Origin of the sequence: Bacillus sp. A01H, assembly GCF_045277205.1 — a bacterium.
In the GTDB taxonomy this organism is placed as follows: Bacteria; Bacillota; Bacilli; order Bacillales; family Bacillaceae_G; genus Bacillus_A; species Bacillus_A paranthracis.
Genome location: NZ_CP117702.1, coordinates 4,534,276 through 4,555,628 on the forward strand (window position 1 = coordinate 4,534,276; position 21,353 = coordinate 4,555,628).

Consider the following 21,353-nt stretch of genomic DNA (forward strand, 5'->3'; position numbering starts at 1 on the left):
TTACCCTTGAGGTTGTTCAACAGGAGCGCTTAAATCGATTTCTCCGTAAACTGCTGATTCATTATCCCACATTTGTACATCATCACGTTGAATTGCACGTAAATCTAATGTATTACGAGTAAATGCTTTACCACCTACATCTGTAGAAGCTAGTTCCATATCTTCACGTTTAAATAAAACAATAGCTTCCTTTAAATCCCCGATAATAAGTGGCGCTTTTTTATTTGTAGTTCCCTTTGTTTTTAAAAAACGATTTGAAACAACAACGACTGGATTAGTACCAGCAAATAGTTTTTTGTTTTTTTGCGTTGGGTCTGACTGTAAAATATATTTTCCATCTTTATCTTTTAATTTGTCTAAGTAATTAAACCCATCTTGATTTGTAAGTAAAATTGCATTCGGTGAAATCGCTGGGTCTAATTTAACATTTAATACATCTTTAATGTCATCCAGAGATTTGATTGCTTGCTTTGTTAACTTTTCGATTACGTTCAAGATTAACACATTACGTGTAACCTTAGATTTTTTACCTAACCAGTTAATTACATACTTTAGGATGTTTTGATCACTATCTTGAAGCAATGAACGAGATAACGGTAAAATACCCGCTCTGTCCTTCACTGCATATTGTACATTTGAGAATTTCGGGTTATCAGTTTCTGGAATTTCGCCCATTTCAGTGATTTCAACAAACGGAATCATTTCTGAATTTTTCTCTAACACTCTTGATCCTGAACGTGTACGCACTGGCTCAACAGTCACATATTGCTCAAGTGCATCAAAAGAACGAGATAATTCATTGATTTTTGTTTGAATATCTTGAGGGATAACAAGCCCTCCATCTTCCCCAGTTAATCCAGACATTGCGCGTTTTTCTAAATCATCCTCAAGAAATTCACGTTCTTCAGCATTTAATGGTTTATTGCGTAATGCTTTCATAAACACATCGCGGTATTCCATTTCACCATCTACATTACGTGTTTCAACTTCTCTTCCATTATTTCGTTGTTCCGTTTCTGCTTCATCTAATGAGCGTTGTAAATCAATTTTTTTCTGAAGTGATCGCACTTCTTCCATCATTTGTTCTGCTTCTGCCACTTTATCTTCTCCCATAAGAGAGCGCACTTCTTCCTTTTTCCCTTCTAACTTAGCTAATAATTCACGTAATTCTTTTGACATTCAAATCACTCCTTAAATTTATCAATAAAAAAAGAGCCTTATATAAGCTCTAGTTCGATTTGTAGTTTTCTTTTCCTAAACTCATCAGCTACTCGCTTTTCTCCAGCTTTAAAATCATCCAATGAACGTACACTTACTTCATTCGTTGGATATGCAGGGAATGCAACCGGTGATATTTCATATAGTTCAGCATTCAAAATCGAACGCTTATAAAGCTTTCCATTTTCACGTTCTTCCGATGACCATTTGTCTTTTGTAACCTTCATCCCAAAAGAAACTCCATCAACATCTCCACGCTTAATTAATTCCCATGCGTCATTCCCGACAGTTGTATTAGGAATATCTAATTCAAATCGTAATTCTTTCTTGTCATTTTCGATTCGTAAAGTTTTACTTTTAGTATTTCCTAATACTTGAGATGTGTCGTGAGACCATAAACCTACAACATCACGAACTTTTAAACTTTCATCAAAAGCTCCCTCAGCAATCTCTTCTACGAAAGTATCGCCCCACCAGTCACGCATTTCGGCACTTTCATTGTTATATTTTATCGATCCCGAAATTGTTCGTTTTCCCTCGTCCTCATTAACTTCACGGACTTCAATAGTCATGGGCAAAGCTCTAATTTCCTTCATTTCCTTCTTTGCTGACTTCTCCATTAGTATCACCTCCCTTCAAATATGCCTGTCCAGCCATATCAATCGGCAACATATTTCCATTAACAAGTAAACGATCCCCACCAGCTTCTGGTGGTAAATCTTCTTTACTTCTAGCTTCGTTAGGTTTAAGGAAACCGCCTTGAATACCCGTTCTGTAAGCTTCATATCTCGTTTTGATATCCGCTCTTAAAATAGCGTCTACATTGAATTTTGAATAAAACCCCTTATCCAACTCACTGTCTAAAAATAGCTTATACGTCATTTCTTGCTCATACATTGTTAAAGTCGCTTGTAATGTATCGGTATAGAATTGTTGTTGCTGCTGCTCAATATTATTTAAAGTCGCTTTACTCAAATCGTTTAATTGATGCATTTTAATGCCGAATGCAGTAGCGATTTGCCTAATAGTAAGTTCGGTATTTTCGAGAAATTGAGCATCTGACATATTTAATGAAATAGGTTGAAATTGATATCCTACTGGCATTAATGCAATACGATGGCTATTTTGAAGACCGCTAGACATTGATTCGAAATTTTCTCGGAAAACCTTTTTCGCATCTTCATTTAAATCACCGACATATTGAACTAATCCCTTTACCTGTAACCCTTGTTTGTAAAAGTTATTTATGAATTTATCAGCTGAAGCTGAATTTTCTAATGTAGACTTTAAATATTCCATTGTAGGAACACCGACAAGACCATCAAGAGTTATTCCGTTTTTAAAGTGCAGTATCTCTTCTGGTTTTAACACTCTTTGTTGTCCACCCGTATTTACTACATACCACATTTTAGTTTTGGAATTTAATAAACCAACGTCATCAATGTATACTGTCACTTTAGAAGCATCTATCGGCCATAACGCTTGGACTTTACCTTTTCTATCAAACTCTATGTTAGCGTAGCTATTGCCATATAAATTTTTTTGAGCTTCTAATGATCCGAAAAAGTTCATGCTGGACATATACGGGTTAGGCCTTAGTCTCAGTAAATTGTTGAGATAATGCTTTGTACCGCGTTGGATTCCATATTCATCTTCCTGATAAATTTTCAATGGTAACTTTGATACGGATTCAGATAGTATTTTGATACAAGCAAAGACTGTAGCAACTTTTAAAGCATTTTTTCCTTTAACGCTAATAGTACTTGGAGAAATCCCTAGCCATTCTAATAATTTTTCATCGTCTTTATTCAACTCTATTACCTGCGACGTTTGGCGTTTTTCAAAATTAAAGAACTTTTTAACAGAATCCACTATCTTCACATGTTCACCCCCTCCCTAGTTCCATAACTTGCCTAGAAAGTCTTTATTGGCAAATTCAGATACGTCAAACCTAACACTCGCTCCATACATAGCCCTAGCAAACGCATTTAATACCGCTGCTGCTGGATCAATACGATTTTTACTTATTTTTTTCGAAATCATAATGTTTTCCTGATCATCCATTTTAACAACAGCATTATTAAGCGCCCAAAAAAGGACTGGATCTCCATTATGTTTAACTTTCTTTTCGTATACTTTTTCTCGAAAAGTTTTAGTTGGAATGGATAAATTAGCAATCCTTTGAGGGATTTCTACACAAACGAACCCTTTATTCTCTAAATTTTGCGCTAGATGTAACGCATTCCATTTATCGTAATCAAACTCTTGAATTTCTTTGTCTTTTGAAAAGTTTTCTATCCAAGACTCAACAATTGTATAATCAACCATTTCACCGGGCGTTAAAGTCAAATATCCTTGTTCGGCCCATAAATCATAGCGCACCTTATCTATAGCCATCTTTTCTTTCAAACGTGCTTCAGGCATAAATGAATGTTGTCCAACAATAAAATCACCTTCATCGTCCATTCCAACCCAACCGACACTGGTTAAATCCGTTGTCATTGATAAGTCGCCACCTATCCAAAGAGTTGCACCTGAAAAATCAAGGTTATCTACTTCACATTTTTGCCATTTTGACATATCCATGTATCCGTTGTCCTTTTTATCGACCCAAATATTCATGTTTTTGGTTAAAAAGGCCCTCATCTTTTCAGGTCTATCAAGAGCAACTTTCAAATCTGAACGTATACCTTCCAAACCTTCTTCATATGTAGCTACGATTGGGTTTGCTTTTATCCAATTCGACTCATCTTTGATATCATCGTTCTTTTCCAATTCACAGATCATAACGAAATAATCATCGTTTTCTACATTTTTTGACGGGTCTAAGATGTCACTGACATACTCATACTCTCTATAACAAGGTCTTGATAAGTCGAAACCAGCTGTTGTTATGATAAACATTAACGGCTCTTTCCTTGCCACCATACCAGACGATAAAACGTCATAAATTTCATCAGTTTCATGTGCATGATATTCATCGACAATTCCAAGAGACGGGTTTTTACCATCACCAGTTTTTCTAGCTTCTTTTGAAAGTGGGACTACCACTGAACCATTCTTAAATATTTCAATGGTACTATAAGCTTCTTTCCATTTCCCTTCTAACAATTCACTAGAACTAATCCCTGTTTTTACAGCTTCATAAACTTCAGATGATTGGTCTCTTGTCCATCCGGCAATATAAGCACGTTGTTTTTCATCTCCAAGAAATGTACAAAAAGCTGCTACAATAGCAAGAAACTGAGATTTAGCATTTTTACGCGCTAACTGAATAAAAGCCTTTCTAAATCGTCTAGCTCCATTTATTTTCTTTTTGAATCCGAATATATTAGCCGCTAGAAACAATTGAAAATCAGTTAATTCTACGGATTCACCTGCCAAAATCCCTTCAACATGCTTAAATTCCTTTGCAAACCAGTAAAAATCCTCCGCTATCTCTCCATCAAAATAAAAAGGACTGTCTTCACTTTGACACTCCTCATAATCCCTTATAAATCGTTCGATGGCCCAACGATGTTTTTTACAACTATTTATTTTGCCACTTAAAATATCCTCGCAATATGCAAAAACCCGTTCCATTATCCAGTTCATATACGATCACCAAAACGCTTTTGCGCTTCACTTTGCTTTTGTTGTGAAGTATCTGCTTCTGGAATAACTAATTTTAAGCGGGATGTAATGGTCAAACCCAAATCACTAGCTGAAGAACGGCATTCATTAAATAAAAGATTTTTACTTCTTTGCATTTGAGAATACAATTTAAAGTCATCTGAAGCTTTTGTTTTTCTTAACAGACGAACCATTTTTATATACTGGTCTTTAGAATCAACGTACCTTGCCAAACTGTCTACATCTAAGTTACTGAAAATTTTCAATCTGACTAATTCAGCAGCTAAAGCATCGAATTCCTTTTTTTGTGCTGCGGTCAAATAAGAAGGAGCTTCAATTTTATCAGTATGCCCTCGTAATGCTTCTTCTTGTTTTTCTCGTCTGTTTTTCTCACTTTTTGTAATGTGATTTGATCTACCTTTTCCCTGTATAACAGAGAGTGGTTGTTTATTTCTTCCAGCCATGATTACACCCCCTTAAAAAAATATGCAAAAACGGATTTTTCTGCGAAGTTGAGGGGGCGGCGGTACGGGAAGACCGCCCTGAATGTTTTTCGACCCACCCCTACCCGTATTTCTTTTTGTCTTCTGCTGTTTTTCTGTTGTGACATGGATTACAGAGTGATTGTAAGTTTTCTAATTTTAATTTTAAACTTGGATTAACTTTTATTGGAATGATATGGTCAACCATATCTGCAACTTTAATCTTTCTGTTGTTCTTACAATGTAGGCACAAACCTGTGTCTCTCATTAGTGCCTGCTCTCTTAACCTTTCCCATGCCTTTGATTTATAGAAAGCCGTGCTCTCTTTGTCCCGTTTGAATCGGTCATAGTATCTATTCTTATCCTGCTGCGTTTCCTTTTCTTTGTATCTATGTTCCTCACAATATCTTTCACGCGTGAGATTATAACAATGGAATTCGCAGCATGGTCTAAGCGGCTTCTTCATCAGCGTTCACTTCCTCCGAGCTCATCTCCCTTGATTATGCGACCTTGAATTGAATTAGCTGTATGATTAACTGTAGACTTCGATAACAATTTACCACCACAATAGAGTTCCACTGTATCGGTTCGATTTGTGAACTTATCCATAACCTTTTCTAATTTATCCAGCGCATCTACACATTCATTAGCTGCCTGAGTTACTTCTTTAATTCCTTCTAATGCTTCAGTTGTATCCGTAGTTACTTCAATAATTAATTTGTTATTAGCCATTTTGTGAATCCTCCTTTGTTTTTACTCCCTTGATATCAGTTGCTCTAATTTTAAAATCATCCGTTGTCTGTTCAACTATAGATTCAAGAGTTACTTTTCCATCTAATGAAATACTAACTTTAGAATCCATCCCCACCGATTTACTATCGTTAATCTTTTTAATTAGTTCAGATTCTTTGACTATTTCTCGAACATTAGTTATACCAGCTTTCGTTGCTAGTTCTGCTTCTAACATAGTTACTCTTCGAACCAAATCTACAATCGTTTGTTCCAGACCAGTAACTTGAATTTTCAATTCAGCAATTCCAAATTTCATTTCGTTGTTTTGATTATCCATCATTCATCCTCCTCCAAAATAAAAAGCCCCATCACTTGGCGCTTTCTTTTTTCTTATTCACCTGTTGAAACGTCATTGGCCCGTTACAATGAGGACATTTCAAACCGTCACGTATCTTATGAGAAGTCTCTTCAAATCCGCAGTTTCTATCTAAACACCAATGCTTTGTTAATGGCATTTTCAAACTCGCTTCACCTCTCACTTTCTTCTTTCAAACCTCTTCCTTAACCGTTTCATTTCATCTTCAATAGCAAGATTCTTTTTATTGATCCGCTCATGACACTTTGCTATATCTGCTTGATACTTACGAATCTTATCATTCACGTACGCAGCTATATGTTCATGATTACAATGAGGACAAATAAAGAAACACTTCTCAATACGATTAGGGAGTTGTGTTACTTGCGGCTGCATGTCATAACTTTTATCACACTCAGAGCAATATACTTGCATTCCCTTTCACCTCATTGATCTATTGATTCTTACTTAATGAATCAATTAATATCTCACGTGTTAATTCGAATGACTGCTCTTCGTTAAATCCAGCTTCTTTAAACTGTGTAAAGGCAGCGAACATCATTTTAGCGGCCAAAGCAAAATCTAGCATAGCATTTCCTACTTGTTCATTTTGCATATCGTTTACAATTTTATTAAACCCGTTCATTCAGTGACTCTCCTTTTCATATTCCTTTTTTAATTTCTTTAATTCACGTTTGAACTTCCAGATAAAACACTTATCTTTTAACCTATTAACAAATATGGACAACATCTAAACTTGTTCCTTATTTGCAATAGGATGATTATGCTGAATGGTCTCGGTATTTAAACGTTTGTTATCGGCTGGTACATGTTCAATATGAATGTATGTCCGATTAATTTTATCAATCGATTGAGATTCCCAATCAAACGTAACACGTAACTTTCTATCTATCTGTTCACCTTTGTAATGAACTATCGGTTTAGCATCTATATCTGTTAATGTAATTGTTAGTAAAGGTTCTTTATTAGACTGTGTATTATCTAGTTGTTTGTACTTTCCTAGCTTCCAGACATCTACAAACGCACCGTTACATTTTGGACAAACAGTTAATTCTTGATATTCCTCTTCTGGTGATTGATAAGTTTTAATTTGATAGTCACAAACTAAACAACATCTACGAATATTACCCATCTATCCTCACTCCTTATTCTTCTAATAAACTATGAATAAGCTTGTTTATTGCACTTACACTAGCTTCTCTCATCTCATTTATTGTTGTATTATTAGCGATTTGTTCAGTTGTTTCAACGAATTGCTCTAATGAATGTTCACTCATACACTTCTCAAGATAATTCCCGAACTCGTCTTCACCTAATGCCACGTTAAACATACTAATAACAACAGCTATCTCAGTCTTAGTTAATTCCATCATCTTCACCTCATTTAAAAGAATATTCCGATTATATATTTACAAATAAATACAAATTGTTATAATAAAGTTAACATTGCCACTCGGAAAAGTAATTCGCCCCCATGCGAGTTGCTTTTCCTTTTTTTATAGCTATTGTTTTAAAAATTCATCTATTGTTTTATCGAGCAAACTAACCATCGCTTCTCTCTTTTGCTTTGGTGTTGTGTTATCTTCCAGCTCATTAAAGATAGGAAGCACACTTTCTAATTTCTGTTTATCGATACGCTCATTTACAAGATCTGTTCCTAACATTGAAATGAATGTACCAACTACAACCGCTTGTTCTTGTTTAGTTAGTTTCTTCAATTCTAATCACTCCTGAATCTTTTTCATTGTTTCTTCTGCTACCAATTCCATCACACCACTATCTATTTTCTTCACTAAGTACTCGCCTTGTATCCCTAAATGCGGATACACCACTTTTATTTTATCGCCTTTTTGTATGACATTTCGGCCTAGCACATCTGTCTTCGCGTCTACCACAAGCACTTTATGTTCTAAATTTTCTAATCGTCTCGATAACGCTTGTACATCCATCGCCTAATCTCCTCCACAACTAAAAAGAGCAACCGTGCACCAGTTGCCCTTCTGCTAAAATTGTATGCTATCAATATAAATCATTTTTTCAACCGTTTCGATTCATTTTAGGAGTGAACCTAAATGACACCTTCTCGCTCCACGAACTTAATTAATCTAACGAGTTCAGCATGTTTCTTTTTAATATGACTAGAACTATAATTTACTACCTCTGCTATTTCTTCTAACGTCATACCATCCACATACTTCAATTTAAGTATTTGATTTTCTAAACCTCTAAACTTACTAATTAACTTTTCTAATTTATACATATCGTTCATCTTATGTGCTAATTCGTATTCAATCGCTTCAATACGGTTTTCAACTTTAGCACCTTCAGATTCTGCCGTTAAACGTACTTCTCTCAAATCACCACTGACCCAGCGTCTTAATTCAGCTTTTGTCTTATCTAAGTTGTATTCCAGATAGGCTATGTCCTCTTCTAATTTTTGGTAATCTCTCAGCCAGTTAAACAAATGATGATTCACCTACTTTCATATTTCCAAATCAACAACCACATTTCTGATTGTCGATAGGTGTCAAAATGTCTCGTTGTTTATTCCTACAACTTGTACATATGTTTTGCTATAATGGATTTACATTGCCATCTGGAAAAATGACTTGTCCCCAACGAGTTGCTTTTCCTTTTTTATTTTATGATTCCTGATTTTACAAAAATATTTCTCCAAGCTACAGCAGTCCGTTCTTTATCAATTTTCTTTTGACGATTCAAAAATGCTTTTTTAACATGTTTTTTCTTCCAATTTCTCATTTTTATACTTCCTTCCTTAATAAATCCACTCTAATTTTCGCCCAACGTTTATAACAGGCTTGTACGCTCGAATAAGAGTTTTTTCGCTAATAAGGTCTTATGATATTCAGAAAGTTGTTATCGTCTCAAAATAAGCAATTTGAGAAGGGATTTCATTCGAACTTTTGTTCTTCATTAATATTTATCTCACTAACTTCATTTATGATGACCCCTCTGTCTACTAAATCATCCTCGGTTCTTTTTAAACGTTTAACTGCATCAATAATCTTTTCCGCTGACTCCGCTTTAATGACTACTTCATATATTTTCAATTCTGTAAAAGTCACATTAAATGTTTTCATTTTACATACTCCTTTTGTAAAAAAAATGTTTTTTATTTAGCCTATTTTCACTTCCACATAATATTTTTGATTCTGCTTATAATATAGCTGTAACTAAAAGTTACATATCATTTACTTGTAGGGCCTAATTTTCTTTTGTGCAACGAGCAGTTAGTTTTATTAACTAGCTGCTTTGTTGTGTTGAATGAAGTTTTTATTTTTTGCATACCATTTTCGCTTCTGCTCATACTATAGTTGTAACATTACGTTACAGTGTATTGTGGGTATCGTCATTGTTGGACGATAAAGCAGTTAGTTCATCGATCTAGCTGCTTTATCATTTACTAAATACAAAATAGCGTTTTTGTTCAATTATCACTCTCACTTCTTTGTGTTCTTATAATTGATACGAAACATTGCATATTTCGACATTTTTCTACACAAATAGTCAAATATGTTGTATTATATAGTGGAAGAGTAAGGTAAGAGTTACTCTTTGCCATTTTAGGAAAGGGCCTGCTATTTATAGCGGGTCCTTTTTGTCTAACTACAACTAAAATAGCCTTTTCATTCAGATTAATGACCATAACAGTTGGACACATTTTCCAGTATTTTTACCAATAAATTCATGATATGGTTAATTAGTCGAGTACGTCATTACTTGGCACTTACCCTTAGAAGCCCCGTGAATAAACGGGGTTTCTTTTATTTAAATAACGATTTTGTTATAATTTATAATCTTGTGCTGCCTGCCTTAAGAATTTTCTTACCGCGTCCTTTTCTCTTTCCTTTGGGTTAATTACTAGCTCATTCACCTTAAATCCTAGTAATTCAGCCCCTTCTATATTCCCTCTAAGCAAGTTGTGTAAATTATGACTATAATACTCATCCGTTACCTCAATCACTAATTCAAGTTTACGCCCAGCAGGAAATGTAAGTAATTTTGTAGCTGCTCTATATGTTTCATCTTCTTCCATTCGTTTATTGTGCCGACGTAGTTTTTCTTCGAACTCTTCAGATTTACTAATCTTTATCATTCCATCTCACCTTTCTCTAAAATAAGAATTTTGTTTAGTTATCATTTGATTAATCATATTTAGATTTTATTAACATACCTTAATATTAATCAGGAATTACACTACCCCCCAGTAGATTTGTAGTTCCTGTAATTGAGCCTATGGCTCTGATTAGAACCTGTTATAAACAACAGGTTCTTTTTATTGTCATTCTTTATCTCCGTCAAATAACTATTTTGTTAAGTTCTTATTTTTAGCTTCAATCGCCAGTAATGCAGCCTTACAGATAGCCATCGGTGCAGTTTCACAAACGGCACTTACCTCTATATCATCTAATTGGAAGTAACATTTTGTTTTTAAAGAAAATGATTCTGGTGTAGTTAACTCAAACCAAAAATCATAGTCCTTTCTCATTTTCTCTACAACTTGCCATGCATCTCGGATATCATTCGAAGGGTTCCACGTTTGTTTTAAAGTCCAGTTACTATTTTCATCAAACCAAGCTGTTACATATTTCATTTTTTGTAAATGCCATCCCATTACTTTCTCTGCAATTAAATTGTTAATTTCACTACTTTCCATCTCTCAATCTCCTTTTCGATTAAAATAACGCTTTTGTATTAAATCTCGAACATTTAATGGATCCATTAACTTATAAATTATTACTAATAACGAACATTCAACGGATCCATCAGCTGATAATCCAAACAAAATACCGAACATTAATCCATATTGTTTGCTTCTCTCCAATTATCTTGTTCAGCTTGAGCAATCATTTCCTGTTCAGCTTCAATTTCTAATCGTTCTTGCTCACTCCACTCTCTCAACATCTTTATCCCCCCCTTTTTCTATAAAATTCAAATTGTATTAGTATCCATTACTTTGGCGTTCATGATTAATCTTGTTTTTCTCAATGTACTCATATTCAATTTCTTCTAGCGTAAATCCCAACAATTCCCCTAAACCAAGATAATGAGCTAATAGAACATCTGCCCTAAATGCTGTTGGCTCTTCTTTTAATCGTATTGCTAGATGATACAATTCGAAAAACTGCTCTGTAACTGTCTCGCAACGCATAGAAGCAGGGAAGTTGATTTCCGTTTTCAAATCTATGCAAAGCCCAATTGCAAAATGTAGTCCGTCCACATATTCCTCAAGTAAAGGGTTTTTACAAACTTCTACTTCATAACCATCATCTAGTACTATGATTTCCCCTGTAGGTATGCTAGTTCTAGGTTTACGATCATTGCTCCAAAACTTAAATACTCTCCATTCCTTCATGCATTCGCCTAATTCATCTAAAAACGCTAGTATTCTAAATTCGAATACTTCTTCTCTAGAAAGATTTTTTTGACTCTAAAACTCTTTTATCCAAAACGTTCTGCATTGCAAACAACTTTTTAATATCCATTAAGAACACTCCTTTTTTAATCGATGACTAGGCAAAATGCCCATCCACTTTCTTTCGTTAAAAAAATGCAAGTTGTCCATCTGGCCGTTGTAATAACTTAACCTCTTCTTTAGTTTTTTCTTCTATATGATGACTTTGAACTGGTACAAAATCGGTAAACCAATGTAGCGGAAAACAACCACAAAATTTCTTGCGTTCCCGATCATGCCAAAAGTAGCAATGTTTCCCTCTCGGCTGTACGATGTAATCTTTAAGTGGTTTATCTTTATACCCCTTTTTCCGCCAGATCAACTGAGCCCTATAGAATAAGCTTGTATTCAACTCAGGCAGATTGGGTTGAGGTTCTGGTGTCCATACTTCCTTTTCCGTAATTTGAAACCTTTCAGTTGGATAGCAGCCGAAATGCGCCCCTTTACGATTAAATTTGCTTACATAATAATGATTCGGTTTAGCCGGAAATAAAAAGAATTCTACTTTCTCCTTTAGCAAATCTGAGTGATCTACAGCAATACAAACGCCTTTTGTAACACTCAATCTTGAAGACCTCCTTCTTTACCAAATTGAGCAGCTCTTTGATTAATCTTTGCTAATATACGGCTAATCTGTACCTGACTGTATCCCATTTGATTTGCAATATTTTGCTGCGTCATATTTTGTAAATGCATATCTAAAACAATGTATTCTTTAGGAGCCAATGCAGCTTTAAATTCTCTTATTACAGCTCGATTAATGGTGGTTTCTTCAATGTCTTCCACTTTAGTATCTTCTAGCATTTTTTCTAATGTTACATCCTCATTAGATCCAGATGCATATACTACCTTATTGAGAGAATCTGTACTTGGTTGATACTTTAGGGCCATCTTTACTAAAGTTACTGGCTCGTTTAAAATGTCCGCTATCTCTTCTGGCCCTTTATCTGATAACTGTTGATTTAAAATTTTTCCTTTTACGCTATATACACTTCTTTGCACTTTTACTTTTTGATTGTCTCGAATCGCTCTCCCTATTTCCCCGATAATTTTAGGAACAGCATATGTTGAAAATGCACATCCGAATTCAGGATTAAAATTATCTCTTGCCTTTATCAAACCAATCATTCCAAACTGAGTTAAATCTTCAATATCTAAATTAGTATCATGTTCTATGCTGGTCTTTTTTTTCGCATATCTTTTCCACACGCAATGATGTACAAGCCTTTCATATTTCTCCATAAACTCATCATCTGACATTCCGCGAACATCAACTATTTCCTTAGCTTGTCCCTTTTCTCTAGTCATTTTTGCTCTCTCCTTTATCAAACTTAGGAAAGTGCTTTTCTTGCAATCTAAGTAAAGCCTCCGAAAACTCTTCTTTTGCTGATTGTTTATTTTCGGCTAACATTGCTTTAAAATCATCCAAAAAATCTCTTACTCTTTCATCGGTTTTCGCTCTGATTAACAGCTCCCATAACAACTCTTTCAAACCTTCAAGTAGTTCCCCGTTTTTATTATTAGCCATTTCTCGCACTCCCTGCCGTAATTGGAATTTTATAACACCCTTCTCTTAACCGATCTAAAATACGTCCACCTTGTAAATGACCTAAACGTTCCTGCAATTCCTCATTGCTGCAGTTACTTGTAATGATCATTCGTCTCCATGTACTGTATCGATAATCAACGATTGTATATAAAAACTCAGCTGCAAATTCAGAAGGCTTTTCTGCCCCTAAATCGTCGAGTACTAACACATCACATTTCATGAGTAATGCCATAATTTCCGCTTTACTTTCCTTATCACTGCTAAATGTAGACCGTATCCTATCTAACAGTTGTGTCACGTTATACACAATCACTTTAGGCCCCATACTCTCTAAAGTGTGTTTAATCGAATAACAAAGTCTTGTTTTTCCAGACCCAAATCCACCTTGTAAAAACAGCCCTTTTTCTTTCTTTTTTGAGATATTTTCAATAAAGTACCTTGCCCCTTTAACTGCCTTCTCGACACCTGTTCTCATTTCAAAATTTTCAAGTGTAGCATCAATATATCTTTCTGGTGTTGGCATTAAATATCGATTTTGTTCTCCTTGTTGCATTCTCTTTTGTGCTGCCTCTACAACATCCTGATATCTTATCTCATCTTGTTCCGCAGATGGTTTCCTAAAGCATTTAGGGCATACCGGTTGCACTTTCCCAGTCGAATTCACACCTGGTACTTTTGCCCCTTTTAAATGTTTTAATAAGTAAATAGGCAACTGCATCATTGGAATGAATATTTTACAAGTCTTACACCATGCACCTTCTTCAAGTGACATAGCCTTCATTAATTCCTCTACACTGACTGAGTTTCTTACTTCCCGTTCGCAACTAAACACTCTTTGAAAAAGTTCTTCTCTCCCCATTTAGCACACCCCTAGAATGGCAAATCATCTTGTTCCTCTGCTTCTTGTTGGAAATGTTTCAACCGTTCCTCAGCAGACATTTCCGAATGTTGCTTTGTTTTTGGTTTGCTATTTAAGTAGCTTTCAAACTTTGTTCCAAATAGCGTTTCTGGTCTTAAATATTCATCCATGTTAGGGTCTTTAAACCAATGGGATTTCTTTATATCAATAACCTTCTTAAAATGTTCAACTGCATAGCCTTCAGCTAGTCTTGCTTTTATTAATGTTTGAGTTTTCTTAGTTGAGGTACGATAATTCTTTTCACATGTGGAGTTGAGATAGTTTACTATCTCGACTATATATTTTGTAATCTCTGTAGATAGTCTCTGTGTATTCTCTGGTATTGGTTTGGTCAACTTGTCCGATAGCACCTGGTCACTTTTACCACTTCTTCTGGTCAGATTGTCCACATCGTTTACCGTTTCAAGCGAATGCAATTTATCATAATCAATGGTGTACCATTTGGTTTTATCAAATTTCATTTTGTTATAATTACCTGTCAATAAAACATTTGTTTCTTCTAAGTTTTTTAAAATACGTCTAATTGTCTTCTCGCTCCAAAATGGAAATTGTTTGGACCATTCAACAACACTGTTATATATCCAACGTCTTTCATCATAAAAATGATTAGAGCGATTTAACCAGTAATGTATCTGCTGTAAAAAGACTGCTTCATTTAACCCGATACTCTTTGCTAATGATGGAAGAACCAGTAATGGTTCTTCGTTTATGATTAACTTACTCATATAGAACACCTCTTATATTTAAGGGGCATAATCATGCCCCTCTTTTCATAAACTGGACATGTATGTTATATTTCTAATAAGTATATTTTTATAAGAATTTTTATTTAGTAACTTGTTGGCGCAAGTTACTTTTTTTGTCTATAAACCTCCATAACATCAATCATTGAACTGGCTTTAAATATCTTGGTCTAGATTTTTTAATTTCTTGCGTCTCACCAGTACGATTATTTGTTAACTTTTGTTTACCTTGGAGATCAGTATGCATCGTATAAGTATCCATTCCTGCATCCTCAAAAAACTCTTCTGCTAAAGACTTCTTCCCTTCCGTTTGCCTTAAAGTACTGACAACTTCCATCGAACTAACTACAAATTCAGTAACATCTTCCCAATTATGATAGTCCCATAAAAACTCTGAAACGTTATCTCCAATTTTCGTATCAAGCCCCATTTCACCGATACTTTTCATAGTTGAAAAGTAATCTTTCATTTCATGTTTCCCCCCCTTATACTCTTTAGCTATTGGGAATATAGATATGAATTCTCTAGGTGTTAGAAAACCTATCAATTCTTTAACATAAACAATTAAATCGAATTTTGCTTTCACGTATTTATGGCCCTTCAAATCGTTTGGTACATTGTTAATGAACCTCACACCAGTAAAGATTGCCTTTTTGTACACTTCTTTACTTACTAACTTTGTAAATTCTTTTTGGTTCTTTAACTCTTGTACTGCCTTCATAAACATTCTTAGATATATCTCAAAGTAATCTGGCTGGTCCTTTTTTACTCCCTCAATAACACGTAACTGATCCATTACTTTCGCCACCTCGTTTTCTATTTTTCACTCCTCAAATATGAGGAATAAGAATGGTATTGCTTAACTACATTTCTGTAAAATCCATTTGCGCATTTACAAAAGATATTTCCTCACTTAATACAATTGGGAGTGTATATTCTTCAACTATTTTCACTGCTACATTTAAGTGACAACGCTTAATTGCTTTATGACTTTTCACTCCGAATTCACGGTATAGTTGGTTGTAGATATCACGATAAACCTTCCCTCTTAACCCGCGATCTCTATAGGCATTCGACTGTTTCCCGCCTAGCAATACGACTCCTTGACGTTTTACAGCATTAGAAATTTCGTCACATTCGATTGCAAATAACGGGGTATTCTCTCTCAAGTCTTGTACATCTGACTTTATCTCTTCGATTTCTTGTTGTTGACCTTCTAGTGCCTGGAATGTTAGTTTTAAAACATCCATTGGCTCAGTAGGTAGTTGTTGTTGCTCTCGTGCATTGAAATAGGTTTCTTCCAAGTAATCGAATTGTTCCCACGCTTTGTCTGTATCGAGAATCTTACAATGCCTATTCGCCCCTCGTTCTGTCCACAAATATAATTGATTTACGTTGTTTGGCACGAGCTGAATATTATTCAGGTCGCGTTTAAAAGACCGTAATTCTTCACCTTCTAAGAAAAAATAGTGCTTGCCTTCAACGAACTTTGATTTATGATTACTGAAATTTTTTTGCACATTATTAACATCCGTTTGATAGATGAATGCTAATTGCTTAGTCGTTAAAATCCTTTCATTGTTGAACTCCAATACTGTTAACTGATCCATCTTATTACCTCCTAAACTTATAAACTTGGAATTACTCGAGTTGCGCTAGTATAACGGTGTACTAAATGTATTTCTCCATCCGCTTTCTTGAAAACCAACCAATTATCAGGATTTAAGCTGTATGATTTAAGGTGTATTTTTTCACGCTTAGTTAACTTTTTACCGTTTTTCATCCAATCACCACCTTTCGAGCTTGTCCAATATTAGTCTCACTTCATCAAGCAAGGCCCGATGAAGCGCAAGAATTTAGTTTGCTTGCTTATCTACAGTTGATTTATTAAGCTTATTTCGAGTAACTGTAACCTTTACTCCAAAATAATGTTCATACACTTCTTGAAAGACAATTTCACGTTTTTTATTACCATAGATCCTTTCCACAATCCTTAAATTTTCCTTTTTAATCACCAACCTTATCACCTCTTAATAACACCATATGATTCATTTTCACCGAGACAACACTCAAAAATTTTATTAAACATTCCCTTAGGGAACATTTAAATCTAAAAAAAATCGACCTGTTCCTCAAACAAATCAACTACATCTGATTTCAATACATTCGCCATTCTAGAAGCTAAGTTATAAGAAATTTTCTTCTTATAATGGTGGTTATTAATGAGCTTGTAACAATAACTACAAGAAATACCAAGTGCATCAGCTAATTCGTGATATTTATATCCAGAATTTTTAAATGCTGTTTTCAGTTTTGTTTCTTCTACATTTGTTTTCATTTGATGACTCCTTCCTATATCTGTGTAAATTACCTTAACATTCCCTGAGGGAAAATTCAAGACATATTTTTTCGCATTTTATTAAATAATCGACTGTTTTATATCATTGATTTTCCCTACAGGAAACATTATAATAAACTCAACAAACCACTTATATGAGGTGATTATTGTGGAGTTTAAAGATCGACTGCGTCAATTACGAAAAGAGCGTAAGTTAACTCAGACCGAGGTCGGCAAGGCAATTGGCGTTACTGCTGGCAGTGTTTCTAAATTCGAAACAGGTCTTAAACCAGCTTCTCGCGAAACCGTGGAACGTGCTGCTAATTTCTTTGAAGTACCTATTGATTTTATCTTAGGAAGGTCTGACTCTCGCGAAGTAGATGAGGATTTTAACAAGAAATACCACGGTATAAAGTCTCGATTAGAACAATTACCTGAAGAACATCAAGAAATCGTTCTACAAAATATGCTATCGATCATGGAAAGTCTTGAAAAATTAAATAATCCAACTGAAAAATAGTGGTGGCAACTGGATCATCACTATTTTTTAGTTTGTTTTAATATTAAATGCTGTTTCAATGTATCGTTGTATATCTTCTTCATTTTGAGAAGCTTCAGCAATACATTTTAGGAACGATTTTAATATCTCTTCTGTCCCCATAAATATATCCCCCTTCCGTTCTCTGTAGGTATATAATAACATTTCCCCACGGGAATATTCTGAAAAGTACATCACTTTTCGTTTTTTCATTTTAGTTGACCAAAAAGAAAAAGACTGAGATTTTTCTCAGTCTTTCATTCCAACGATTTAACCACCGGGCTTAATCGTTTCTTGCATATATGTTATCGTTTCATTTTGTTTGTAGTGATCTGGTTTCTCTGTCGTATATCCGCTCCACACTGTGAATACTGTTAATGCAATTAAGATTGTAGAAGCTATCTTTTTCACTGCAAAACACTCCCTTTCCTATGTTCCCCTTAAAATTCATCATCGATTTAATTAACCCCGATTGATCTCCTCTTTTGTAAATCTCTTTTGCAACCAAACTTGTAAAAAAATAATTAGATTGCAGCAGAAACTTTTGAAAACATTCATATATCTCATTCGGTGAATTGCTTACAATTCCTTTATAGTATACCAGAAAATCCTCTTCTTCCCCATCATATAGGGATTCTTGAAGCAATTTTAACATTTGAGTATCTGGGCTATTTTGAAATTGTATCAAGTGAGGGTCTGAATCCTTTGCTAAAGGTTCGCCTAAATATATCTTAGCAAAATCTAAATTATAACGCACCTCTTTTTCGTATGTTTTGTCTCCTACCTTTTTAAATAGCGTGTAACTATCCTCAAAGTAGTTGAGGCTCTTTTCCTTGTCCTCACCTAGATAAGACATTCCTAGTATGTACAATGCGTCTGAGATGGTCTTTTCGCTGATATTAGCGTCTATTATCATATTAGCAAATTTTCTAGCTAAATCTAAATGATTATAGTGTAAATATACTGGGGCAAAAATTTCTGCCACTCGATATATATAACATTCTTTAATATAAGATTTTCTATCGCTATCAACAGCCTCAACCTGAGCTTCGATCTCTTGGATTAATTCCAACATTAAATTGTACTTCTTTAAGTGGAAATAATTGTAACATTTCATTATATCCATAAGAATGTTTAAAACTTTATCTTTGGGTTGTCCAACTTTTTTCAGTTGGTTAACTATTTCCGTCCCATGAACTTCTCCGATGATATATTGATACAAGATTCCATATACAGAAACATATTCACGTATAGTTCCTGATTCATCTTTATGCTTTGTAAGTAATTTCCCTAAAAGATTAATATTCCGTGTTACACAAGCATATTCAAAACTTTGTTTTATGGCCTCAGTAGTATCTAGTTCTAGACACCATTCGGCCATTGTTTCTTTGAATGTTTTATCTTTCTCACTTAATATATGTGACAGCTTAACGAGCTGACAAAATCCAATTGCGCCTTTATTTTTAAATTTTGACATGTATTGTCTAGAAACTCCGATTTGTTCTGCTACATAGCTTAGGCTTAAATCTTCCCGATCTTCAATTATTCCGATAATCTTTTTGTGAAATCTCAATTGAAAAGCCCCCTTCATCTCAAACAAATAACGTCTTCTCCCTGTATTTACAAAATATTCTACCATATAAATGAGAACATGTATTCTCCCATTCTTCTGAAAAATATTGAGAAAGTTTTTATAACTGTAATTACTAGTTACAATTGTACATTTCATTTGAGATGTGGTTACGAACTGTCTTTTCACTGATAAAAAGTTCACCTGCAATTTCCTTCGTTGTTTTATCTTGAACCAGTAATTCAAATACTTCTCTCTCTCTCTTTGTGAGTAAAGGTTTAGATTGATACGCTTTTTCCTTCAACTGGTATAACCCTCCTTGCTTAAGCCAGAGCTGTGTATGTGTAAGTTGGGTGTTTATTTAGTCAAGATATTGTATGAACGAAATGTGCGGGTGGTGAATGAAAATGGGCTTTATTTCACATGTTATTTTAGACTTTTATACAGTGCGTTCACTCTTTGTATCCACTTACTTTTCGGTACGCCATATTTGTTCTAGTAATATGCTGACAACTGTACCTACGAACAAACCATTTCCAAATATATATTGTATGACAGACGGCAAGGACTGGAGCGCTCCAGACGGTAAAAACATAACGCCGCTACCAAATAATACTGCAACGCCTAAAATTGTTACATTCCTTTCATTAAGCTCCACTTGTTTTATATTATTTAACCCAATTCCAATTAACTGTACGAAAGAAGCCATTAAAACCGCAGATGCGACAGCGGATGGTAAAGATGCTAAATAACGAATAATACTTGGGAACAGCGACATTACGACTAGTAACATACATGCTAGTAAGAACGAACGTATATATTTTTGTTTCGTTAAACGTATAAATCCTGCCGTTGCCGGTAACGGCACGACACCTACAGTTGAAAATATGGAAGAAATGATATGTGAAATGCCTCCAACCCACGTTCCATCCTTCAACTGTTTCTGTTCAATAGTCGCTTTTTGAATGGTAGCTTGATTAATCGCTATAATAGCTGCCACTGTATTTGAAACTAAAATACATACCATAACGAAACTTGATACTGCCATACCTGTATTCCATTTTGGAAGTCCCCAAGCAAATATTTGCGGAAGTTGCACAAAATGAGTTACTTGAGATAGAATCGTCACTTTTCCTGCAATGAGAAAAAGAATCCACCCACTAATTAATCCTATTAAAACCGCATAACTTTTGACAAAACCTTTCCCAAAATTAGATAGTATAATAACGAAAAGAAATATACTAAACGCAATTATCGCTGTAAATGCATCAATTTGAGAAACAGTAGCAGTAATTCCTAGCATTCCTTTTAAAAATACACCGCTTAATTGTAAGCATAATAAAAGTAAAAACGTCCCTGTCACAAGTGGCGTAAATAAAAATAAAATACGTCCGATGAAACCAGTTACTCCTAGTCCTATTAAAATAACACCTGAGATTATCATTCCTAATTCTAAAATTTGCAATGTACTGTGTAATTGATCTTGCCCGACCGTTGCGTAAGCAAGTACGGTAAATACGCCAACCCATGATCCAGCTGGTCCATCTGCAATTGGTAGTCTATGTCCAAGCCACCCTTGTAAAAAAGAAGATATACCAACTACAAAAAATGTACGCTGCATTAAATAAAATATTTCCTCCGTCGTAAGATGAAATAATCCGCCAACGACAATTGGTAATGCGATTGAATTCGCTAATAAAAAGATAAACCATTGCAAAGTTCCCATAATATGATTTTGGTTATGTTGATTGTCCAAATTTTTCATCCCTTCCATACATTTCACATAGAAATACACACTAT

The 21,353-nt window shown here is 34.7% G+C and carries 35 protein-coding genes; 1 reads left to right on the plus strand and 34 read right to left on the minus strand.

Translation table 11 applies throughout. The annotated features are described in order from the left end of the window. The 31 genes from PSR14_RS23995 to PSR14_RS24145 all read right to left on the minus strand — a co-directional run bounded on the left by PSR14_RS23995 (position 1) and on the right by PSR14_RS24145 (position 17,445). Positions 1-1,179: a phage major capsid protein gene (locus PSR14_RS23995; RefSeq protein ID WP_169509477.1), complete on the minus strand. Its 1,179-nt coding sequence runs from the start codon at positions 1,177-1,179 to the stop codon at positions 1-3. A 38-nt stretch (positions 1,180-1,217) separates the two neighbouring features. Further along, positions 1,218-1,838: an HK97 family phage prohead protease gene (locus PSR14_RS24000; protein ID WP_001982892.1), complete on the minus strand. Its 621-nt coding sequence runs from the start codon at positions 1,836-1,838 to the stop codon at positions 1,218-1,220. Continuing rightward, on the minus strand, positions 1,801-3,099 hold the full coding sequence (locus tag PSR14_RS24005) for a phage portal protein (RefSeq protein WP_001983089.1): 1,299 nt from the start codon (positions 3,097-3,099) through the stop codon (positions 1,801-1,803). Before PSR14_RS24005 ends, PSR14_RS24000 begins: the two co-directional genes overlap by 38 nt. 15 nt (positions 3,100-3,114) lie before the next feature. Next, a complete protein-coding gene (locus PSR14_RS24010; RefSeq protein ID WP_061129384.1) occupies positions 3,115-4,812 on the minus strand; it encodes a terminase large subunit in 1,698 nt (565 codons plus the stop codon). After that, positions 4,809-5,294, minus strand: a complete 486-nt coding sequence (locus PSR14_RS24015) for a phage terminase small subunit P27 family (protein WP_042513014.1) — start codon at positions 5,292-5,294, stop codon at positions 4,809-4,811. Before PSR14_RS24015 ends, PSR14_RS24010 begins: the two co-directional genes overlap by 4 nt. A gap of 100 nt (positions 5,295-5,394) precedes the next feature. Further along, the gene (locus tag PSR14_RS24020; RefSeq protein ID WP_169509476.1) at positions 5,395-5,778 is read right to left on the minus strand and encodes an HNH endonuclease; all 384 of its coding nucleotides are present in this window, start codon (positions 5,776-5,778) and stop codon (positions 5,395-5,397) included. After that, entirely contained in the window at positions 5,778-6,044 is a 267-nt protein-coding gene (locus PSR14_RS24025; RefSeq protein WP_169509475.1) for a hypothetical protein, read from the minus strand. Before PSR14_RS24025 ends, PSR14_RS24020 begins: the two co-directional genes overlap by 1 nt. After that, positions 6,037-6,381, minus strand: coding sequence for a hypothetical protein (locus tag PSR14_RS24030; RefSeq protein WP_169509474.1), 345 nt, complete (start codon positions 6,379-6,381; stop codon positions 6,037-6,039). The genes PSR14_RS24025 and PSR14_RS24030 overlap by 8 nt, the downstream gene beginning before the upstream one ends. Positions 6,382-6,412: 31 nt before the next feature. After that, a complete protein-coding gene (locus PSR14_RS24035; RefSeq protein WP_406644243.1) occupies positions 6,413-6,565 on the minus strand; it encodes a hypothetical protein in 153 nt (50 codons plus the stop codon). Positions 6,566-6,579: 14 nt separating this feature from the next. Further along, positions 6,580-6,834 (minus strand): hypothetical protein, encoded by a 255-nt coding sequence (locus PSR14_RS24040; protein WP_169509473.1) that lies wholly within the window; start codon positions 6,832-6,834, stop codon positions 6,580-6,582. A 19-nt stretch (positions 6,835-6,853) separates the two neighbouring features. Beyond that, entirely contained in the window at positions 6,854-7,045 is a 192-nt protein-coding gene (locus tag PSR14_RS24045; protein ID WP_001982927.1) for a hypothetical protein, read from the minus strand. A gap of 105 nt (positions 7,046-7,150) precedes the next feature. Further along, positions 7,151-7,552, minus strand: coding sequence for a hypothetical protein (locus tag PSR14_RS24050; RefSeq protein WP_169509472.1), 402 nt, complete (start codon positions 7,550-7,552; stop codon positions 7,151-7,153). Positions 7,553-7,565: 13 nt separating this feature from the next. Then, the gene (locus PSR14_RS24055; protein WP_169509471.1) at positions 7,566-7,790 is read right to left on the minus strand and encodes a hypothetical protein; all 225 of its coding nucleotides are present in this window, start codon (positions 7,788-7,790) and stop codon (positions 7,566-7,568) included. A gap of 132 nt (positions 7,791-7,922) precedes the next feature. Continuing rightward, positions 7,923-8,138, minus strand: coding sequence for a hypothetical protein (locus PSR14_RS24060; RefSeq protein WP_169509454.1), 216 nt, complete (start codon positions 8,136-8,138; stop codon positions 7,923-7,925). Positions 8,139-8,144: 6 nt separating this feature from the next. After that, the gene (locus tag PSR14_RS24065; protein ID WP_169509470.1) at positions 8,145-8,369 is read right to left on the minus strand and encodes a hypothetical protein; all 225 of its coding nucleotides are present in this window, start codon (positions 8,367-8,369) and stop codon (positions 8,145-8,147) included. A 119-nt stretch (positions 8,370-8,488) separates the two neighbouring features. Further along, positions 8,489-8,884 (minus strand): sigma factor-like helix-turn-helix DNA-binding protein, encoded by a 396-nt coding sequence (locus PSR14_RS24070; protein ID WP_098756281.1) that lies wholly within the window; start codon positions 8,882-8,884, stop codon positions 8,489-8,491. A 173-nt stretch (positions 8,885-9,057) separates the two neighbouring features. Next, the gene (locus tag PSR14_RS24075) at positions 9,058-9,180 is read right to left on the minus strand and encodes a DUF3983 domain-containing protein (protein ID WP_169509469.1); all 123 of its coding nucleotides are present in this window, start codon (positions 9,178-9,180) and stop codon (positions 9,058-9,060) included. Between the two features lie 152 nt (positions 9,181-9,332). Continuing rightward, complete coding sequence (locus PSR14_RS24080) at positions 9,333-9,521, minus strand: hypothetical protein (protein WP_169509468.1); 189 nt, start codon at positions 9,519-9,521, stop codon at positions 9,333-9,335. 704 nt (positions 9,522-10,225) lie between these two features. Continuing rightward, the gene (locus PSR14_RS24085; RefSeq protein WP_169509467.1) at positions 10,226-10,537 is read right to left on the minus strand and encodes a hypothetical protein; all 312 of its coding nucleotides are present in this window, start codon (positions 10,535-10,537) and stop codon (positions 10,226-10,228) included. Positions 10,538-10,747: 210 nt separating this feature from the next. After that, the gene (locus PSR14_RS24090; protein WP_169509466.1) at positions 10,748-11,098 is read right to left on the minus strand and encodes a BC1872 family protein; all 351 of its coding nucleotides are present in this window, start codon (positions 11,096-11,098) and stop codon (positions 10,748-10,750) included. 285 nt (positions 11,099-11,383) lie between these two features. Next, positions 11,384-11,830: a dUTP diphosphatase gene (locus tag PSR14_RS24095; protein ID WP_369008972.1), complete on the minus strand. Its 447-nt coding sequence runs from the start codon at positions 11,828-11,830 to the stop codon at positions 11,384-11,386. A gap of 154 nt (positions 11,831-11,984) precedes the next feature. Then, positions 11,985-12,461 (minus strand): hypothetical protein, encoded by a 477-nt coding sequence (locus PSR14_RS24100; protein ID WP_169509464.1) that lies wholly within the window; start codon positions 12,459-12,461, stop codon positions 11,985-11,987. After that, positions 12,458-13,204 carry a sigma-70 family RNA polymerase sigma factor gene (locus tag PSR14_RS24105; RefSeq protein WP_169509463.1) on the minus strand — a complete coding sequence of 249 codons (747 nt, stop codon included), beginning with the start codon at positions 13,202-13,204 and terminating at the stop codon, positions 12,458-12,460. Before PSR14_RS24105 ends, PSR14_RS24100 begins: the two co-directional genes overlap by 4 nt. Then, on the minus strand, positions 13,197-13,424 hold the full coding sequence (locus tag PSR14_RS24110; RefSeq protein ID WP_169509462.1) for a hypothetical protein: 228 nt from the start codon (positions 13,422-13,424) through the stop codon (positions 13,197-13,199). The genes PSR14_RS24105 and PSR14_RS24110 overlap by 8 nt, the downstream gene beginning before the upstream one ends. Then, positions 13,417-14,304, minus strand: a complete 888-nt coding sequence (locus PSR14_RS24115; RefSeq protein WP_169509461.1) for an ATP-binding protein — start codon at positions 14,302-14,304, stop codon at positions 13,417-13,419. The genes PSR14_RS24110 and PSR14_RS24115 overlap by 8 nt, the downstream gene beginning before the upstream one ends. A gap of 11 nt (positions 14,305-14,315) precedes the next feature. Beyond that, positions 14,316-15,089: a conserved phage C-terminal domain-containing protein gene (locus tag PSR14_RS24120; protein ID WP_169509460.1), complete on the minus strand. Its 774-nt coding sequence runs from the start codon at positions 15,087-15,089 to the stop codon at positions 14,316-14,318. A gap of 160 nt (positions 15,090-15,249) precedes the next feature. After that, entirely contained in the window at positions 15,250-15,903 is a 654-nt protein-coding gene (locus PSR14_RS24125; RefSeq protein ID WP_169509459.1) for a hypothetical protein, read from the minus strand. 67 nt (positions 15,904-15,970) lie between these two features. Then, complete coding sequence (locus PSR14_RS24130; RefSeq protein WP_169509458.1) at positions 15,971-16,717, minus strand: ORF6C domain-containing protein; 747 nt, start codon at positions 16,715-16,717, stop codon at positions 15,971-15,973. A gap of 17 nt (positions 16,718-16,734) precedes the next feature. Further along, positions 16,735-16,890: a DUF6906 family protein gene (locus PSR14_RS24135; protein ID WP_169509457.1), complete on the minus strand. Its 156-nt coding sequence runs from the start codon at positions 16,888-16,890 to the stop codon at positions 16,735-16,737. A 73-nt stretch (positions 16,891-16,963) separates the two neighbouring features. After that, on the minus strand, positions 16,964-17,122 hold the full coding sequence (locus tag PSR14_RS24140) for a hypothetical protein (RefSeq protein WP_169509456.1): 159 nt from the start codon (positions 17,120-17,122) through the stop codon (positions 16,964-16,966). 95 nt (positions 17,123-17,217) lie between these two features. Beyond that, entirely contained in the window at positions 17,218-17,445 is a 228-nt protein-coding gene (locus PSR14_RS24145; protein WP_044798152.1) for a helix-turn-helix transcriptional regulator, read from the minus strand. 169 nt (positions 17,446-17,614) lie between these two features. Here PSR14_RS24145 and PSR14_RS24150 point away from each other — a divergent pair, with 169 nt between their 5' ends. Continuing rightward, on the plus strand, positions 17,615-17,965 hold the full coding sequence (locus PSR14_RS24150; RefSeq protein WP_000394560.1) for a helix-turn-helix domain-containing protein: 351 nt from the start codon (positions 17,615-17,617) through the stop codon (positions 17,963-17,965). Positions 17,966-18,296: 331 nt separating this feature from the next. Here PSR14_RS24150 and PSR14_RS24155 read toward each other — a convergent pair whose 3' ends face one another. The 3 genes from PSR14_RS24155 to PSR14_RS24165 all read right to left on the minus strand — a co-directional run bounded on the left by PSR14_RS24155 (position 18,297) and on the right by PSR14_RS24165 (position 21,327). Continuing rightward, positions 18,297-19,556, minus strand: a complete 1,260-nt coding sequence (locus PSR14_RS24155; RefSeq protein ID WP_257230189.1) for an AimR family lysis-lysogeny pheromone receptor — start codon at positions 19,554-19,556, stop codon at positions 18,297-18,299. 133 nt (positions 19,557-19,689) lie between these two features. Continuing rightward, positions 19,690-19,857 carry a LuxR C-terminal-related transcriptional regulator gene (locus tag PSR14_RS24160; protein WP_000659485.1) on the minus strand — a complete coding sequence of 56 codons (168 nt, stop codon included), beginning with the start codon at positions 19,855-19,857 and terminating at the stop codon, positions 19,690-19,692. A gap of 165 nt (positions 19,858-20,022) precedes the next feature. Next, the gene (locus tag PSR14_RS24165) at positions 20,023-21,327 is read right to left on the minus strand and encodes a purine/pyrimidine permease (RefSeq protein ID WP_113732772.1); all 1,305 of its coding nucleotides are present in this window, start codon (positions 21,325-21,327) and stop codon (positions 20,023-20,025) included. Positions 21,328-21,353: the final 26 nt, after the last annotated feature.

Excerpts from the sequence above, each read along its gene's own strand:
- PSR14_RS23995 (WP_169509477.1), bottom strand. The coding sequence starts at position 1,179 with ATGTCAAAAGAATTACGTGAATTATTAGCTAAGTTAGAAGGGAAAAAG.
- PSR14_RS24000 (WP_001982892.1), bottom strand. The coding sequence starts at position 1,838 with ATGGAGAAGTCAGCAAAGAAGGAAATGAAGGAAATTAGAGCTTTGCCC.
- PSR14_RS24010 (WP_061129384.1), bottom strand. The coding sequence starts at position 4,812 with ATGAACTGGATAATGGAACGGGTTTTTGCATATTGCGAGGATATTTTA.
- PSR14_RS24015 (WP_042513014.1), bottom strand. The coding sequence starts at position 5,294 with ATGGCTGGAAGAAATAAACAACCACTCTCTGTTATACAGGGAAAAGGT.
- PSR14_RS24020 (WP_169509476.1), bottom strand. The coding sequence starts at position 5,778 with ATGAAGAAGCCGCTTAGACCATGCTGCGAATTCCATTGTTATAATCTC.
- PSR14_RS24025 (WP_169509475.1), bottom strand. The coding sequence starts at position 6,044 with ATGGCTAATAACAAATTAATTATTGAAGTAACTACGGATACAACTGAA.
- PSR14_RS24030 (WP_169509474.1), bottom strand. The coding sequence starts at position 6,381 with ATGGATAATCAAAACAACGAAATGAAATTTGGAATTGCTGAATTGAAA.
- PSR14_RS24040 (WP_169509473.1), bottom strand. The coding sequence starts at position 6,834 with ATGCAAGTATATTGCTCTGAGTGTGATAAAAGTTATGACATGCAGCCG.
- PSR14_RS24045 (WP_001982927.1), bottom strand. The coding sequence starts at position 7,045 with ATGAACGGGTTTAATAAAATTGTAAACGATATGCAAAATGAACAAGTA.
- PSR14_RS24050 (WP_169509472.1), bottom strand. The coding sequence starts at position 7,552 with ATGGGTAATATTCGTAGATGTTGTTTAGTTTGTGACTATCAAATTAAA.
- PSR14_RS24055 (WP_169509471.1), bottom strand. The coding sequence starts at position 7,790 with ATGGAATTAACTAAGACTGAGATAGCTGTTGTTATTAGTATGTTTAAC.
- PSR14_RS24065 (WP_169509470.1), bottom strand. The coding sequence starts at position 8,369 with ATGGATGTACAAGCGTTATCGAGACGATTAGAAAATTTAGAACATAAA.
- PSR14_RS24075 (WP_169509469.1), bottom strand. The coding sequence starts at position 9,180 with ATGAGAAATTGGAAGAAAAAACATGTTAAAAAAGCATTTTTGAATCGT.
- PSR14_RS24080 (WP_169509468.1), bottom strand. The coding sequence starts at position 9,521 with ATGAAAACATTTAATGTGACTTTTACAGAATTGAAAATATATGAAGTA.
- PSR14_RS24085 (WP_169509467.1), bottom strand. The coding sequence starts at position 10,537 with ATGATAAAGATTAGTAAATCTGAAGAGTTCGAAGAAAAACTACGTCGG.
- PSR14_RS24090 (WP_169509466.1), bottom strand. The coding sequence starts at position 11,098 with ATGGAAAGTAGTGAAATTAACAATTTAATTGCAGAGAAAGTAATGGGA.
- PSR14_RS24105 (WP_169509463.1), bottom strand. The coding sequence starts at position 13,204 with ATGACTAGAGAAAAGGGACAAGCTAAGGAAATAGTTGATGTTCGCGGA.
- PSR14_RS24110 (WP_169509462.1), bottom strand. The coding sequence starts at position 13,424 with ATGGCTAATAATAAAAACGGGGAACTACTTGAAGGTTTGAAAGAGTTG.
- PSR14_RS24115 (WP_169509461.1), bottom strand. The coding sequence starts at position 14,304 with ATGGGGAGAGAAGAACTTTTTCAAAGAGTGTTTAGTTGCGAACGGGAA.
- PSR14_RS24120 (WP_169509460.1), bottom strand. The coding sequence starts at position 15,089 with ATGAGTAAGTTAATCATAAACGAAGAACCATTACTGGTTCTTCCATCA.
- PSR14_RS24125 (WP_169509459.1), bottom strand. The coding sequence starts at position 15,903 with ATGGATCAGTTACGTGTTATTGAGGGAGTAAAAAAGGACCAGCCAGAT.
- PSR14_RS24130 (WP_169509458.1), bottom strand. The coding sequence starts at position 16,717 with ATGGATCAGTTAACAGTATTGGAGTTCAACAATGAAAGGATTTTAACG.
- PSR14_RS24135 (WP_169509457.1), bottom strand. The coding sequence starts at position 16,890 with ATGAAAAACGGTAAAAAGTTAACTAAGCGTGAAAAAATACACCTTAAA.
- PSR14_RS24145 (WP_044798152.1), bottom strand. The coding sequence starts at position 17,445 with ATGAAAACAAATGTAGAAGAAACAAAACTGAAAACAGCATTTAAAAAT.
- PSR14_RS24165 (WP_113732772.1), bottom strand. The coding sequence starts at position 21,327 with ATGGAAGGGATGAAAAATTTGGACAATCAACATAACCAAAATCATATT.